Below are 14,795 nucleotides of genomic sequence, written 5' to 3'. Positions count from 1 at the left end.
CCTGAACCCATTCCGAACTCAGAAGTGAAACGCAGCTGCGACGATGGTAGTGTAGCATTCGCTATGCGAGAGTAGTTCACCGCCAGGCTCCCAATAAGTAAATAAGCCTCACGCGTAAGCGTGGGGCTTTTTTGCTTTTTATCTCTGCAATTTTACGCCTGAACGAAATCGTAGCCCTGCCTGTAGTTATTCAGTTAGTATCAACTGGCATGTATAACAATAAAAATGGGTATCCAGATGAATCTAAAACATATAACCAGCGGTATGTGTTTAACAGCACTACTGTTGTTCACTACAAGCGACGCAGCTGCTAAAGCTCTGCAATATGATGATGTGTTTGAGCTGGAGTTTGTCTCAGATCCACAGCCTGACGCCAAAGGCGAGCAGATTGTATTTGTACGTAACTGGATGGACCGGCAAACTGATCGGCGCCGTATGACGTTATGGTTAAGCTCCGCTGACGGTAAGATGCTACAAGCTTTAACCGACAAAGATATAAACGCAGCATCTCCGCGCTGGGCGCCGGATAATAACCGGCTGGCGTATATCGCTAATGGCCAAATCCATGTTAAATGGCTTGATAGTGGCCGCTCTTCACAATTAGGCCAGTTACAACACAACCCGGCCAATCTGAATTGGTCACCGGATGGTAAATGGCTGGCGTTTACTATGTTTACACCTAAGCAGGTTAAGGCACCGGTTTCTTTACCAGGCAAGCCGGAAAATGCTGACTGGGCCAAATCGCCAATTTATATTGATAATAAGCAGTATCGTGCTGATGGCGCAGGTTATCTGAAAGCCGGTTATCAACATATTTATATTATGGCGGCTGATGGTGGTTCAGCTATTCAGTTAACTGAAGGTGATTTTAATCATGGCGGTGCACTGAGTTGGTCAAAAGATAGCAAAGCATTGTATTTCTCTGCCAACCGGCATGATAACTGGCAATCTCAACCAGTTAACAGCGAGATATTCCTGCTTACACTGGCAGATCGCAAACTGACGCAATTAACCGATCGTAACGGACCTGATTCGCGCCCGGCAGTATCGCCCGACGGTAAGCTTATCGCTTATGTCGGTTATGATGATCGCAAGCTGGCACATCAGGCAAACCGGCTATATGTGATGAATACGGATGGCAGTAATATCCGTAACCTAACCGAAGATCTGGACAGGGCTATTGATGATTTTCAGTGGTTAGCTAACAGCAAAGCGCTTTATATTTCTTACGATAGCGAAGGTAAAGGCATATTGGCAGAACAGCTGTTGTCTGGCAAACGCAATATACTGGCTGATGATCTGGGCGGTGGCTCTTACAGTCGCCCTTATAGCGGTGGTCAGTTTGCCGCAGCCAGTAATGGCTTAATTGCTTATACACAAATGAGCACGCAGCGTCCGGCTGAGTTGGCGGTTATTAATAAGCGTAACAAACAAAGATTAACTGATTTAAACGCAGATCTGCTGTTTGCCCGCGACATCGGTAAAGTTGAAGAGTTTTGGTACAGCTCTTCAGTTGATGAGCGCAAACTGCATGGCTGGATTATTTATCCGCCAGAATTTGATGCCAGTAAAAAGTATCCGCTTATTCTTGAAATCCACGGTGGTCCGCATACTGCATACGGCCCACACTTTGCCATGGAACTGCAACTGATGGCAGCACAGGGCTATGTAGTGTTGTATACCAACCCGCGGGGTAGCACCAGCTATGGTGAGGATTTTGCTAACCTTATCCATCATAATTATCCAAGCCAGGATTTTAATGATCTGATGGATGGAGTTGATGCAATACTGGCAAAAGGTTTTATCAATGATAAAGAGCTGTTTATTACCGGTGGTAGTGGTGGTGGTGTATTAACTACCTGGAGTATTGCTCATACCGATCGTTTTGCCGCTGCGGTGGCAGTAAACCCGGTAATTAACTGGTTCAGCTTTGTGTTAAATGCTGATATGTACAGCTACTTCAGCCAGTACTGGTTTCCGGGCTTGCCGTGGGAGATGCCAGAGCATTACTTAAAGCATTCGCCGATTGCGCATGTTGGCAAAGTGAAAACGCCAACGATGTTGTTTACCGGTGAAAGCGATCATCGCACACCGATCTCGGAAACTGAGCAATATTATCAGGCACTGCAATTACGCGGCATTGATACGGCTATGGTACGGGTACCTGGCGCATCGCATGCATTGCATACCCGGCCCAGTAATTTAATGGCTAAGCCAGCGTATATTATTCACTGGTTTGAAAAGTACCGGCAAAATACCAACAATTAGTATTACCCAGCCCGGTAGGCAGACTGCCGGGCTTTATGTTAGGCTAAATGCCTGATTAAGCCCTGAGTGCTCGTTTTATATGCAGTTGAATGTAATAGCACTGCTTTTCGCTTTACCTTTGAAGCCGCTTTTGTATAATGGCGCGACCAGCTACAGGGGCATAGTTCCAATTGGTAGAACAGCGGTCTCCAAAACCGATGGTTGGGGGTTCGAATCCCTCTGCCCCTGCCACTTCCCGTTATGACAACATATTCTTATTCTCAGCAACAGCTGCTAAAAATTTTGCAGATTACGCCGGTAAAATTAACTGACGTTTTTGCTGCTGAGCCATTGCCGTCAGAAGAAAACACAGCAGAGCAAAGCTCATCAGAAAATAGCGCCTTGTCCGGAGTTATATCACAGAGCGTTGCACCGGACCTGCGTCAGCAGTTAGCCCAGGATATTGCTGCAGCTTTAGCGGATGGTCTAAGCTGGCAAATTGCTCCTGACGTCTTGCAAAGCCAGATCAATCAATATCAGTTGCTAACCCCGCCGTTGCTTATGTTGCAGCAACCGAAGCAAAAAAAAGCTTTATGGGCACTGCTAAGTAGCTATGCACAAGGCAGCTATGAACAAATTTGAGCTGTTAAGCCGTGCTGATATCGCAGAGATTGCGCGTATCGAACAAGCAGCCAACACTTACCCCTGGACTGAAGCTGCCTTTGACAGCAGCTTTGCTGATAGTTACTTCAGCTATAAACTCGTGGACCATACCGGCAATATTGTCGGGTTTTATGTTGCCCAGTTAATTTTAGAGCAGTTAGAGCTGTTTAATATTTGCGTTGTACCAACGCAGCAGGGCAAAGGTTATGGCCGCAGTCTGATGCAGCACTTTTTGCAGGAAGGCCACGCCAGAGGCGCAACTGAGGTTTTTTTGGAAGTGCGTAGCAGTAATTTAAATGCTATTACCCTGTATCAGCGCTACGGCTTTACGCAAACAGGTTTACGCAAAGGCTATTATGTCAGTAGCCAGGGTAAAGAAGATGCCTTGCTGATGAGTTGTATTCTGTAACGCAGCAGTGCATTTGCACTCTGTGCCCGCGCCATCCAAGCTGCTATAATCGCGCGCATTATCATTTACTTTTGGGTTTTAGCCCTGCACCGTAGCCGGATGCCTGCGGTGACACACTATTGGATATTATGAGCACAGATAACTTTTTAGCCGAAGTAAACAGTCGCCGCACCTTTGCGATTATTTCGCACCCTGATGCCGGTAAAACCACTATTACCGAAAAGGTATTGCTGTTCGGACATCTGATCCAAAAAGCCGGTACCGTTAAAGGTAAAAAGTCTGGCCAGTATGCCACCTCCGACTGGATGGAAATGGAAAAAGAGCGTGGTATTTCGGTTACCACCTCCGTAATGCAATTTCCTTACAATGACTGTCTGGTAAACCTGCTTGATACGCCTGGCCATGAGGATTTCTCGGAAGATACTTATCGTACTTTAACCGCAGTAGATTCCTGCCTGATGGTTATTGACGGTGCCAAGGGTGTTGAAGACCGCACTATTAAGCTGATGGAGGTCACCCGCTTACGTGACACGCCTATTATCACTTTTATGAACAAAATGGACCGCGATATCCGTGACCCGATCGATTTATTAGATGAAGTCGAAAGTGTCCTTAAAATTGCGTGTGCACCTATTACCTGGCCAATAGCCTCGGGTAAAGAGTTTAAAGGCGTGTACCACATTTTGCGTGATGAAATCATTCTGTATAAATCTGGTATGGGCCATACTATTCAGGAGCTGGATATTATTAAAGGCCTGAATAACACGGAGCTGGATAAACGCATTGGCTATTATGCCCAGCAACTGCGTGATGAAATGGAATTGGTGCAGGGCGCCAGTAACGAATTTGACCAGGAGCTGTTTTTAAAGGGTGAGTTAACACCTGTATTCTTTGGTACAGCCCTGGGTAACTTTGGTGTCGACCATATGCTGGATGGTTTAACGCAGTGGGCGCCAATACCGCAACCGCGTGCTACCGATAGCCGCACAGTTGAACCTGTTGAGACTGGTTTTAGCGGTTTTGTATTTAAAATTCAGGCGAATATGGACCCTAAACACCGCGATCGGGTGGCGTTTTTACGCATAGTATCCGGTAAGTATGAAAAAGGTATGAAGGTGCGTCATGTGCGTATCGGTAAAGATGTGCTGATCCCGCAGGCGCTTACATTTTTGGCTGGCGACCGCGAGCATCTGGAAGAAGCTTACCCCGGTGATATTATTGGCTTGCATAATCACGGCACCATTAAGATTGGTGATACTTTTACTACCGGTGAAAATATGCAGTTTACCGGCATTCCTAATTTTGCACCTGAGCTATTCCGTCGTATCCGCCTGCGCGATCCGCTAAAGCAAAAGCAGTTGCTAAAAGGCCTGGTGCAGCTATCTGAGGAGGGGGCAGTACAGGTATTCCGCCCGTTGGATAATAACGATCTGATTGTGGGCGCTGTTGGTGTGCTGCAGTTTGACGTGGTAGTGCACCGGCTTAAATCGGAATATAACGTTGATGCTTTGTACGAGGCGGTTAACGTATCCACTGCTCGCTGGGTATACAGTGATGATGCCAAAGCGCTGGACGAGTTTAAAAACAAAGCCAGCCAGAATTTAGCGCTGGATGGTGGCGATGCTTTAACTTATATCGCACCCACCATGGTAAACCTGAACTTGTCGATAGAGCGTTACCCGAAAATTAAATTCCACAAAACCCGTGAACACTAACAGGCTGGGCGCATGAATATTAAGCATTTATTAACCGAAAAAACTCAGGCTGCTTTTGTTGCATTGGGCTTACCTGCCGACACCAATGCCGCTGTTACTGTAAGTACTAAGCAGGAGTTTGGTGATTATCAGATCAACGGCGCAATGGCCGCCGCCAAGCTGCTGAAAATGAACCCGCGGCAGTTAGCTGAGCAATTAGTGCAAAAGCTGGAGCTCACCGGTATTGCCGACAAAACTGAGATTGCCGGCCCCGGATTTATCAATGTTACATTAAACAAAGACTGGCTGGCTAAGCAGTTACAACATGCTGGTGCGGATGCCCGTTTCGGTGTTACAGCAAATACGGCACCGCAAACGGTAGTAGTTGATTACTCGGCACCTAATTTAGCCAAAGAAATGCATGTAGGCCATTTGCGTTCAACCATTATTGGTGATGCCGTGGTGCGCACGCTGGAATTCTGGGGCGATAACGTTATCCGGCAAAACCATATGGGCGATTGGGGTACCCAGTTTGGTATGCTGATTGCGCACTTGGAAGATAAACTGGCTGCCGGTATCGACTTAGAGCAAGTCGCGCTTGCTGACCTGGAAGACTTCTACCGTGAAGCAAAAAAACGCTTTGACGATGAAGCAGGGTTTGCTGATAAATCGCGTGACTATGTGGTTAAGCTGCAAAGCGGTGATAGCCACTGCCAGAAGCTGTGGCAACTGTTTATTGATACCTCGGTAAAACACAGTAACGAGGTGTATCAAAAGCTGAATGTTACCCTGACCGATGCCGATATCAAGCCGGAAAGTGCTTATAACAGCATGCTGCAGACGATAGTGGATGATTTAAAAGCAAAAACACTGGCGGTGGAGGATCAGGGAGCACTGGTAGTATTTTTACAGGAGTTGGCGGATAAAGAAGGCAATCCGTCGCCCTTTATTATTCAAAAAACCGGTGGTGGCTTTTTGTATTCCACCACCGATTTAGCCGCGTGCCAGTACCGCAGCCATACTTTACAGGCTGATCGGGTGATTATTTTTACCGATGCGCGCCAGGCACTGCACTTTAAACAGGTTGAGCTGGTCGCACGTAAAGCAGGTTATCTGCGAGACGCAACTGCTTACGACCATTGCCCGTTTGGCACTATGATGGGCGAAGATGGCAAGCCATTTAAAACCCGTACCGGCGGCACAGTCAAACTGGCTGAGTTGCTGGAAGAAGCAGTGGTACGTGCCAAAGCTGTAGTGCAGGAAAAAGCTTCTGAATTGTCAGAGCAAGAGATTGCTGAAGTAGCACGTAAAGTGGGCATTGGTGCAGTGAAATTCGCCGATTTGTCGAAAAACCGTACCAGTGACTATATTTTCAGCTGGGATGCGATGCTGAGCTTTGAAGGTGCCACCGCACCTTATCTGCAATATGCTTACACCAGGGTGCGCAGCATTTTACGCCGGGCTGAGATCACCGACGGCTTTAGTGCCACATTAAGTCTGGCTGAAGAGCAGGAAAAGCAATTAGCCGTTAAACTGCTGCGGTTTGAAGAGACATTGCAACAGGTGATAAAAGACGCTCAGCCAAACCTGCTGTGTAATTACCTGTATGAACTGGCCAGTTTATATATGACCTTTTACGAAGCTTGCCCAATGTTAAAAGACGGCATTGAACCTGCTGTGCGTGACAGCCGTTTAATGCTGAGTATTATTAGCTCGCGTATGCTTAAACAAGGCCTGGACTTGCTGGGTATTGAGGTTATGGAGCGTATGTAAATATGAAAATCGACGCAATTCGCCGCAGTTACACCAAAGATAAGCTGGATCTGGATAAATTGAATCAGGATCCGATAGCCCAGTTTGAGTTATGGTTAAAAGACGCCATAGCGGCCGAATTGCCAGATCCCACTGCCATGTGTGTTGCAACGGTTGACAGCACCGGCCAGCCGTCACAGCGCTTGGTGCTGTTAAAAGATGTGAATACCGACGGTTTTACCTTTTACACTAACCTGGGCAGCCGAAAAGCCTGTGAGCTTAGCGGGAACCCTAAAGTGTGTTTGCATTTTCCCTGGCATCCGCTGGAGCGTCAGGTAATAGTGTACGGTACGGCAGAGCGGGTATCGAATACCCAGGTGATGAAGTATTTTTTATCACGGCCTAAAGAAAGCCAACTGGCTGCGTGGGCTTCAGAACAAAGCCGGCCGGTATCTACCCGCCTGGCGCTGATGCAGAAATTTGCTGAAATAAAGCATAAATTTGAACACGGCGAAGTGCCTGTACCGTCATTCTGGGGGGGCTTTTTAGTACGGCCGCATAAAATCGAATTCTGGCAGGGCGGCGAGCACAGGCTGCACGATCGTTTTATGTACAGCAAAACCGCGGATAACCGCTGGAATATCGACAGGTTATGTCCGTAACCCGCGACATACCAGCTAGGGTTAAGCTGTTTGATACCCACTGCCATCTCGATTTACCCGAGCTTGCCGTAGCGCAAGCTCTTCACTGGCAACAGGCACAACAAGCCGGTGTTGCAGCTTTAGTTATTCCCGCCGTACAGCAGTCTGCATGGCAGAAACTGCTTACATTACGCACCCAACAGGCACACTGGCATATAGCACTGGGTATACATCCCTGGTGGGCGTCAGAGCACTCACTTGATGCTGTAGCTGTGCTGGATAAGCTTGTAACAGCTCATAGCAGTACTATTGCTGCTGTAGGGGAGATTGGGCTGGATTTTGCATTAGCTGAACACAGCTTTGCTATGCAGCAACAGTTGTTTACCGCGCAATTGGCACTGGCTAAACAGCATAATAAGCCGGTGATCCTGCATCATCTTAAAAGCCAGCCGCAATTACTGGCTGAGCTTAAACGCCAGCAGTTTAGCTCGGGCGGTATTTTGCATGCTTTTTCCGGCAGCCAGCAACAGGCAATGGCCTTTGTCGATTTAGGCTTTAAGCTGGGGATCGGCGGCACTATTACCTATGAACGGGCAGAAAAAACCCGTAAAACCGTGCAAAAACTGCCACTTGAAAGCTTTGTGCTGGAAACCGATGCACCGGCCATGCCACTGGCTGGTTTTCAGGGCGAAATTAATACCCCGGCACAACTGGCGCTGGTGTTTGAAACTTTCTGCCAACTGCGGCCGGAGCCGCGCGAGCAGATCGCAGAGATGCTGTGGCAAAACAGCCTTAACGCATTAAGGCTTAGCGCGGCGTAACCGTAGCGACTGACGTGACAAGCGCGAAAAGCCACGGCGTAGCATAAAGCCAACAATACCGGCTAATACCAACATAGCCAGCAGCTGTTGCATCATTTGCTGCCATGACAAGCTTATTGGTGTTAAAGACGCATCCAGCCGTAAACTCAGTTTAATGTAGCCTAACAATTGCTGATCTTTAGTAATGGTTTGCACCATTGCCTGCAACTGCTCTGTTTGCATTGGGCCATATAACAACCGTGCCGGCGCGCTGCCTTCTGACCAGCTCATACGCACACCATTGGCGTCATACACCACCACATCATGCAAATACTGGCTGGCAGCAATATGTTGTGTGAGCTGCTCCAGGCCGTCAAGTTGATCATTCTCTATTAAATAAGCTGCGGTGTGCGATAACGCTGTCAACATTTCCTGCATTAGCTGGCTGTTTTGCTGCTGTAACAAACGCTTACCTTGCTGTTGGGTTAGTACCCAGCTATGCAGCAATAGCCAGATACCAATAATAGCAATAGCAATTTGTAACAGCTTAATAGTGCTTGAAGTGCTGTCCGGTATTGGGATATCGTTCTGCATATTTTCCATAAAGCGCCAGCTGAGCTAGTCGTTAATGCGCGTAGCATGCCACGGCTGTAGCGCCAAGTATAGGTAATCCCGTGTCGTTTTTTTATCAGATCCCAGCGCAGCAGCAAGCGGCAGCCTCACCGGTAAAACAGCTTTCGGTTAATCAGCATTACATGCTTAAGTGGCAACCACAGGCGTTGTTACTGCACAGTAAGCAAAGCCTGGCACTGCCCGAAGCGGCGGAATTTACGCTTAAGCTGCCAGCCCAGGTGGCTGTACTGCGGTTGTTTGGCGATGCACTTAGCTGGGCTGCACTGCATAAAGTAATGCAGTGCTTTACAGAAACCGCCCTGGCCTGTCGTTTATATCAGCCTCACCCTGAACTTAGTGCAGCAGTAGAGCTGGCTTTGCCCACTGAGCTGACAGCAACACAGTTGCAACAGCTAAATGAGCTGGCGGCCGGGTTAGATATTGAACTGGTATACCTGCCAACTGCCCCTGTGCTGGCAAAACCCGGTTTGCTGGTAATGGACATGGACTCTACTGCCATCCAAATAGAATGTATTGACGAGATAGCTAACCTGGCCGGGGTGGGGGAGCAGGTTGCCGCCGTAACTGCGCGGGCGATGAATGGCGAGCTGGACTTTGCTCAAAGCCTGGTAGCACGCGTAGCGGCGTTGCAAGGCGCAGACGAGGGTATCTTGCAACAGGTATTGGCTGGCGTGCCCTTAATGCCGGGGTTAACTGAGCTGGTCAATCATTTAAAAGCACATCAGTGGCAGGTTGTTATTGCCTCCGGTGGTTTTACTTATTTTACTGACGCGTTAAAGCTGCAATTAGGCTTAACGGCAACCTTTGCCAATGTGCTGGACATTGCCAACGGTAAGTTAACCGGCAAAGTGCTGGGCGATATTGTTGATGCTAATACCAAAGCGCGGGTGGTTAACGAGCTTGCCGCTGAATACAACATTGCCGCAAGCCAAACCGTTGCTATCGGCGATGGCGCTAACGATATACCTATGCTTAAAGCTGCTGCGCTGGGGGTGGCTTTTCATGCTAAGCCAAAAGTGCAGGCACAGGCTAAAGCAGCTATCCGGCAGGGTTCTTTATTACAGCTGCTGTACCTGCTGGATTAAGCATGAAGCACCAGCAAAGTTCACTTTATCTGGATTTAGAGCAATACCAGCTGCATTTACGCCGCTTGTTGCCGATGCAGCAAGGCATCGCACCGGTGCTGATGCTGCACGGCGCTATTGAAAACGGCCGTATTTTTTATAGCCACTCTGGCAAGGGGCTGGGTTGTTATCTGGCTGATAATGGTTTTATGGTGTATTGCGCTGATTTTGCCGGCCGTGGTTTATCAAAGCCGCATGTGTCAGAGGGGTTTGCGCAAAGCCAGCAACATATGATCACCTGCGATATTCCGGCGTTAATTGAACATGTATACCAGTTGCATCAGCAAAAAGTGATTCTGATTGCGCACTCGTGGGGAGGCGTAGTTGCTGCTGCCTGCCTGGCGCGTTTTCCACAGCTGACAGCCAAAGTGGCTGCTAAGGTGTGTTTTGGCAGTAAAAGGGTGATCAGCATACAAAGCCTGGAGCGTAAGCTGAAAATTAACCTGATCTGGAATAGATTGGCCCCCTGGTTGAGTAAAAAGTACGGTTATTTCCCCGCACGCAAATGGCGTTTGGGCGCCGATGATGAGCCGCAACAGTTTCTACAGGATACAGTACAATGGATTGCCGGTGCGGCTTTTACTGATTTAACCGATCAGTTTGATTATGGCCACAGCAGTAGAACTACAACGTGGCCACCGGTGTGGCACTTTGCTGCCCAGAATGACCGCTTGTTGGGTCATCCGTATGATGTAAAAGCCTTTATTGCTGAAACCGCACCGCTGGCCCGTTTTACCTTACTGGGCCGCGCTACTGGCTATAAGCAGGATTACGACCATATTTCTATGCTGACGCACCCTGGTGCAGTGCAGGAGCATTTTCCCCAATTACGTGACTGGTTGTTGCAGCTGGAGTATTAACTGCTGTTGTTGCATTTTATGGCTGACAGGATCTACCGCCGCCCCATAACGCCATGCCACTTCTTCTGACATATCAATGACATCTATAACACCTGCCACACTCCATAATTCTTCTTCCAGCTGTTTAGCTTTATGAATGGCATAAGCGCTTATATAGTTCATTTCAGCGGCAATATAGTCGGTGTCTGGTCTGCCGGTGCGGGATAGCGTCAAACGAAAACAAAACAGGCTGCCTTGTTGCAAAGCATCCAGCACAAATTGCTGTTTTTTTTGCTCAGAGCTAAATTCGTAATCGTAGTGACAGTTAGCTTCAATATTGCCGTTAGTAATGTCGGCGGGTAGCGCGATAAAAAGCTCGTAGCTTTTGGCGTTGTCAAAACGCTTCATCTGCTTGAGTTGTTGCGCAAATTGCAGGCTGGCGGCGTTATTACGCAGGATCATATTCAAATCAATAGCATCGCTGTGCGGGTGTTGTAAATTCAACAACTGATATAGGCAGTTGCTGGTGCCACCTTTAGCCACAGTATTAATTTCATAGCGAATACCTTTGCGGTGTAAAAACAGCGCAAAACTATTTTGAGAATTAAGATACATATTGCGCAAGGCTGTCGCCAGGCCGGGATATTTAGGGCTTTCTTCTGCCAGTGTCAGTTTAGCGCGGTTGCTTTGGATCAGCTGCTGGAAAAACAACCGCCCGACATGGGGTTCATCTGTTTCTGCTGCACGCAGGTTCATAATAGTATGGCTTTTACTGACTGCCATTACCTCATACGGCAGCTCATTAAGGTTATAGCGGGCACTTATTTTCTGCATATCAGGCAGGCGCAGCATAACAATATCACCTTTACTAAACCTTACCGGTAAGGCGGTTTCCAGTTGTAAGCCTTTTGATGAAAAATCCCGGCTATGGCCACTTAGTTCTGTCTGGCTTTGTTTGTCTTTTACCATTACCGACGTTTTATACAGATAGCGTGACTCTGAACGCAGGTTGACATATTGCACCGGTATGGCCTCACAGGCAGGAATACCTGGGCGTTTTTTATGGCCAAACTGAGCCAGCAGCTTAAGTTGTTGTTGGTTTACTGGATAACTCTGATACCAGAAAGTGCTGTCGGTGCTGCTGATACCCGTCAGGTTAACAATATAACGTAAGTCCTGTAGCAGGCCTTTGAACAGCGGCGCTTGTGATGCAGGTTTTTTAACTCCGTACTGTTCGGGCACTGTTGCTGGCATATCTGCCATGCTTGCAGCAGTGCGCAGTAAGTTGCAATGCAATACCCGCCAGCTAGGTTTGCTGGCACCAAAACCGAGAAATAATTCTTTTAGCTGCTCAGAAGCTGCCAGCTCTTCACTGGTTGCAGAATAGAAAAACAACTTACCTTTGGCGGCGTGGGTAAAGCAGTAAAGAATAGTCGATTTTTCCTCACTACTCTGTTGCAGTAGTTGCTTCAGCCGTTTTACCGACAGCAGGCTGTCAAAAATAGCCTGATGTTGCTCATCAAGAAAATAGTGCCAGATAGCCCGGTTGTATTCTGTTGTCAGAGCAAAGTTAGGAACAGGCTGGCCGTCTTTTACCGCAATAAAGACCGGCAGGCTGCTAAGGCGTGGCAGGTAAAATTGTTCATAACCTTTGGTGCGCATGCTGTGGCAGACGCTGTCGAGGTTTACTTTATAGCGGCGTTTATTGCCGGCGATAAATTTCTGCAAAAAATCGGCAAATTGTTGTTCATTACCATCTTGCAAGCGTTGCAGGCGCATATAGTGGTTCTGGCCCTGCGACTCTGTATCAACCACTTTATAAATTACACCGTCTGCCAGGCCGAGCATAAACTCTTGCTCCAGGCCGGTAAAATGCAGTTTTAATTCGGCACCGGCATTAACCTTTAGCGGTTTGGTTAATTTAACCTTGCAGCCTGATACTGATAAGTCTGATGTACTGGCGGTTATACGCTGTTTATTCAGCTCTATTTCAACTTCAATGGCATAATTCATCCGCTCATCACGGCGGGTAGTATAGCTGCCGAAGGATATGACGTCGGCCACCTGCGGAGGCAGTTCTTCCTCTTCGTCCTGCGGCTTACCGTTTGCAGATTGCTGCAGGGCGTTTTTCACCCGCTCTTCAGTTTCTTTGCGGTGCATTACGCGAAAATTGTTTTCGGTGTTACGCACTTCTTCATACAAACCAAGCGTATAACCGCCGTATTGTTGCAGGCCGTTTTCAAACACCTTAATGGCGTTATTGTCCATATAGTGGGTTTTGCCTTTATATTCGTAAGGCTTAACGTCACCGTCAACATGGCCGCGTAAATCAATAAAATAATTGCAGGGCTGTGCCATGCGTTTAAGTTCCATTTTTAACAGGAACTGCTTGGACTTAGGAATATCGGATGTTAATAAACTGAACACCTGATCAAAGTCAGCCGAGTTGAGCAAGCTTTTCATGCGGTCAATAATGCCGACGTATTCCTGTAAATCTTCTGCTGTCATAATTCAGTCAGGTTAAATGCCATAATACCGGCACCTTGGGGTTATAATCTGTAGTACGCTACGTTGTTACAAATTGAAAAGCAATATCCATGCCTTTCATTTAGCTTGAGAAAATAAATTATGGCAAAAGTAAAAACTGCTTATGTTTGCAGTGACTGCGGCGCTGACTTTGTGCGCTGGCAAGGCCAGTGCACAGAATGTGGTGCCTGGAATACCGTTAGTGAAGTACGCTTAGGTACTACCAGCAGTAAAAATGCCCGCTTTGAAGGTTATGCCGGGGCTGCGGTAGCAAAAGTGGTACGGCTGGACGAAGTAGATTTACAAGATGTACCACGCTTTAGCAGCGGCTTTGCAGAGTTTGATCGCGTACTGGGCGGTGGCATAGTGCCGGGCTCGGCTATTTTAATTGGTGGCCACCCAGGCGCCGGTAAAAGTACCTTGCTGCTGCAAATTATGTGTGGCCTGGCGCAGCAGGGCGGCGCACTTTATATTACCGGTGAAGAATCCTTGCAGCAGGTTGCCATGCGGGCGCAACGTTTAGGTTTACCAACCAATGCGCTGAAAATGCTGGCTGAAACCAATGTTGAAACCATTTGTCTGCTGGCGCAGCAGGAAAAGCCACGCATTATGGTTATTGATTCTATTCAGGTAATGCACTTAGCTGATATTCAGTCGGCACCCGGCAGTGTGTCGCAGGTGCGTGAGAGTGCGGCCTTTTTAACCCGTTTTGCCAAGCAGCACCATATAGCCATTATTATGGTAGGTCATGTGACTAAAGACGGCTCGCTGGCTGGCCCCAAAGTATTAGAACACTGCATTGATTGCTCGGTAATGCTCGACGGCGACAGTGACAACCGTTACCGCACTATGCGAGGCAACAAAAACCGCTTTGGCCCGGTTAATGAGCTGGGCGTATTTGCCATGACCGGCCAGGGCATGAAAGAGGTAAAAAACCCGTCTGCTATATTTTTAACCCGCGGCAAGGAAGATCAATCCGGCAGTATTGTTATGGTACTGTGGGAAGGTACCCGGCCGTTGCTGGTAGAAATACAAGGGCTGGTTGATTACTCACCCCTAAATAATCCGCGCCGTGTAACGCTTGGCATGGAGCAAAACCGGATATCGATGTTACTGGCTGTTATGCACCGCCACGCCGGTATACAAATGGCCGATCAGGATGTGTTTGTTAACGTGGTGGGTGGCGTAAAAGTAAACGAAACCAGTGCCGATTTAGCCACTTTGCTGGCGCTGGTGTCGAGTTTTCGCGATAAGCCTTTACCAAACGATTTAGTGGTGTTTGGTGAAGTAGGGCTGGCTGGCGAAATAAGGCCGGTACCAAGTGGTCAGGAACGCTTACGTGAGGCGGCTAAACATGGTTTTAAACGGGCAATAGTGCCACAGGCAAACTGCCCGAAAGAGCCGATTGCCGGTATGGAAGTCATAGGGGTTAGTAAACTGGCAGAGGCACTAGAGGCTATTTAGTGC

The 14,795-nt window shown here is 48.0% G+C and carries 12 protein-coding genes, 1 tRNA gene and 1 rRNA gene; 12 read left to right on the top strand and 2 right to left on the bottom strand.

Annotated elements, in window-relative coordinates:
* The 9 genes from rrf to M2404_RS18535 form a co-directional block, all read left to right on the top strand.
* Positions 1 to 88, top strand: a 5S ribosomal RNA gene (gene rrf / locus M2404_RS20395); the annotation flags it as partial.
* Between the two features lie 149 nt (positions 89 to 237).
* The gene (locus M2404_RS18570; RefSeq protein WP_259241322.1) at positions 238 to 2,268 is read left to right on the top strand and encodes a S9 family peptidase; all 2,031 of its coding nucleotides are present in this window, start codon (positions 238 to 240) and stop codon (positions 2,266 to 2,268) included.
* A gap of 154 nt (positions 2,269 to 2,422) precedes the next feature.
* Positions 2,423 to 2,499 (top strand) — tRNA-Trp (locus M2404_RS18565).
* Positions 2,500 to 2,508: 9 nt separating this feature from the next.
* Complete coding sequence (locus tag M2404_RS18560; RefSeq protein ID WP_259241321.1) at positions 2,509 to 2,889, top strand: hypothetical protein; 381 nt, start codon at positions 2,509 to 2,511, stop codon at positions 2,887 to 2,889.
* The gene (rimI, locus tag M2404_RS18555; RefSeq protein ID WP_259241319.1) at positions 2,876 to 3,319 is read left to right on the top strand and encodes a ribosomal protein S18-alanine N-acetyltransferase; all 444 of its coding nucleotides are present in this window, start codon (positions 2,876 to 2,878) and stop codon (positions 3,317 to 3,319) included. The genes M2404_RS18560 and rimI overlap by 14 nt, the downstream gene beginning before the upstream one ends.
* Before the next feature lie 128 nt (positions 3,320 to 3,447).
* Positions 3,448 to 5,034, top strand: a complete 1,587-nt coding sequence (prfC, locus tag M2404_RS18550) for a peptide chain release factor 3 (protein WP_259241317.1) — start codon at positions 3,448 to 3,450, stop codon at positions 5,032 to 5,034.
* A 12-nt stretch (positions 5,035 to 5,046) separates the two neighbouring features.
* On the top strand, positions 5,047 to 6,786 hold the full coding sequence (argS, locus tag M2404_RS18545) for an arginine--tRNA ligase (RefSeq protein WP_259241316.1): 1,740 nt from the start codon (positions 5,047 to 5,049) through the stop codon (positions 6,784 to 6,786).
* Positions 6,787 to 6,788: 2 nt separating this feature from the next.
* Positions 6,789 to 7,427 (top strand): pyridoxamine 5'-phosphate oxidase, encoded by a 639-nt coding sequence (gene pdxH / locus M2404_RS18540; RefSeq protein WP_259241314.1) that lies wholly within the window; start codon positions 6,789 to 6,791, stop codon positions 7,425 to 7,427.
* The gene (locus M2404_RS18535) at positions 7,418 to 8,227 is read left to right on the top strand and encodes a TatD family hydrolase (protein ID WP_259241312.1); all 810 of its coding nucleotides are present in this window, start codon (positions 7,418 to 7,420) and stop codon (positions 8,225 to 8,227) included. The genes pdxH and M2404_RS18535 overlap by 10 nt, the downstream gene beginning before the upstream one ends.
* Here M2404_RS18535 and M2404_RS18530 read toward each other — a convergent pair.
* Positions 8,207 to 8,809 (bottom strand): AhpA/YtjB family protein, encoded by a 603-nt coding sequence (locus M2404_RS18530; protein ID WP_259241311.1) that lies wholly within the window; start codon positions 8,807 to 8,809, stop codon positions 8,207 to 8,209. The genes M2404_RS18535 and M2404_RS18530 overlap by 21 nt on opposite strands.
* Positions 8,810 to 8,880: 71 nt before the next feature.
* Here M2404_RS18530 and serB point away from each other — a divergent pair, with 71 nt between their 5' ends.
* Together serB and M2404_RS18520 are read left to right on the top strand one after the other, a co-directional pair.
* Positions 8,881 to 9,924, top strand: coding sequence for a phosphoserine phosphatase SerB (gene serB / locus M2404_RS18525; RefSeq protein WP_310503114.1), 1,044 nt, complete (start codon positions 8,881 to 8,883; stop codon positions 9,922 to 9,924).
* Positions 9,925 to 9,926: 2 nt separating this feature from the next.
* Positions 9,927 to 10,823, top strand: a complete 897-nt coding sequence (locus tag M2404_RS18520; RefSeq protein ID WP_259241309.1) for an alpha/beta fold hydrolase — start codon at positions 9,927 to 9,929, stop codon at positions 10,821 to 10,823.
* Here the strand turns inward: M2404_RS18520 and M2404_RS18515 are convergent.
* The gene (locus tag M2404_RS18515; protein ID WP_259241308.1) at positions 10,791 to 13,310 is read right to left on the bottom strand and encodes a PilZ domain-containing protein; all 2,520 of its coding nucleotides are present in this window, start codon (positions 13,308 to 13,310) and stop codon (positions 10,791 to 10,793) included. The genes M2404_RS18520 and M2404_RS18515 overlap by 33 nt on opposite strands.
* 120 nt (positions 13,311 to 13,430) lie before the next feature.
* Between M2404_RS18515 and radA the strand changes: the two genes are divergently transcribed.
* A complete protein-coding gene (radA, locus tag M2404_RS18510) occupies positions 13,431 to 14,792 on the top strand; it encodes a DNA repair protein RadA (RefSeq protein WP_259241307.1) in 1,362 nt (453 codons plus the stop codon).
* Positions 14,793 to 14,795: the final 3 nt, after the last annotated feature.

It is taken from the genome of Rheinheimera pacifica (assembly GCF_024809855.1).
In the GTDB taxonomy this organism is placed as follows: Bacteria; Pseudomonadota; Gammaproteobacteria; order Enterobacterales; family Alteromonadaceae; genus Alishewanella; species Alishewanella pacifica_A.
The sequence above is the reverse complement of the archived record's forward strand: the minus strand, read 5'-3'. Positions and strand labels throughout refer to the sequence as shown.

Bases quoted from the DNA above. Each gene is read 5' to 3' on its own strand.
- M2404_RS18570 (WP_259241322.1), top strand. From the start codon at position 238: ATGAATCTAAAACATATAACCAGCGGTATGTGTTTAACAGCACTACTG.
- M2404_RS18560 (WP_259241321.1), top strand. From the start codon at position 2,509: ATGACAACATATTCTTATTCTCAGCAACAGCTGCTAAAAATTTTGCAG.
- rimI (WP_259241319.1), top strand. From the start codon at position 2,876: ATGAACAAATTTGAGCTGTTAAGCCGTGCTGATATCGCAGAGATTGCG.
- prfC (WP_259241317.1), top strand. From the start codon at position 3,448: ATGAGCACAGATAACTTTTTAGCCGAAGTAAACAGTCGCCGCACCTTT.
- argS (WP_259241316.1), top strand. From the start codon at position 5,047: ATGAATATTAAGCATTTATTAACCGAAAAAACTCAGGCTGCTTTTGTT.
- pdxH (WP_259241314.1), top strand. From the start codon at position 6,789: ATGAAAATCGACGCAATTCGCCGCAGTTACACCAAAGATAAGCTGGAT.
- M2404_RS18535 (WP_259241312.1), top strand. From the start codon at position 7,418: ATGTCCGTAACCCGCGACATACCAGCTAGGGTTAAGCTGTTTGATACC.
- M2404_RS18530 (WP_259241311.1), bottom strand. From the start codon at position 8,809: ATGGAAAATATGCAGAACGATATCCCAATACCGGACAGCACTTCAAGC.
- M2404_RS18520 (WP_259241309.1), top strand. From the start codon at position 9,927: ATGAAGCACCAGCAAAGTTCACTTTATCTGGATTTAGAGCAATACCAG.
- M2404_RS18515 (WP_259241308.1), bottom strand. From the start codon at position 13,310: ATGACAGCAGAAGATTTACAGGAATACGTCGGCATTATTGACCGCATG.
- radA (WP_259241307.1), top strand. From the start codon at position 13,431: ATGGCAAAAGTAAAAACTGCTTATGTTTGCAGTGACTGCGGCGCTGAC.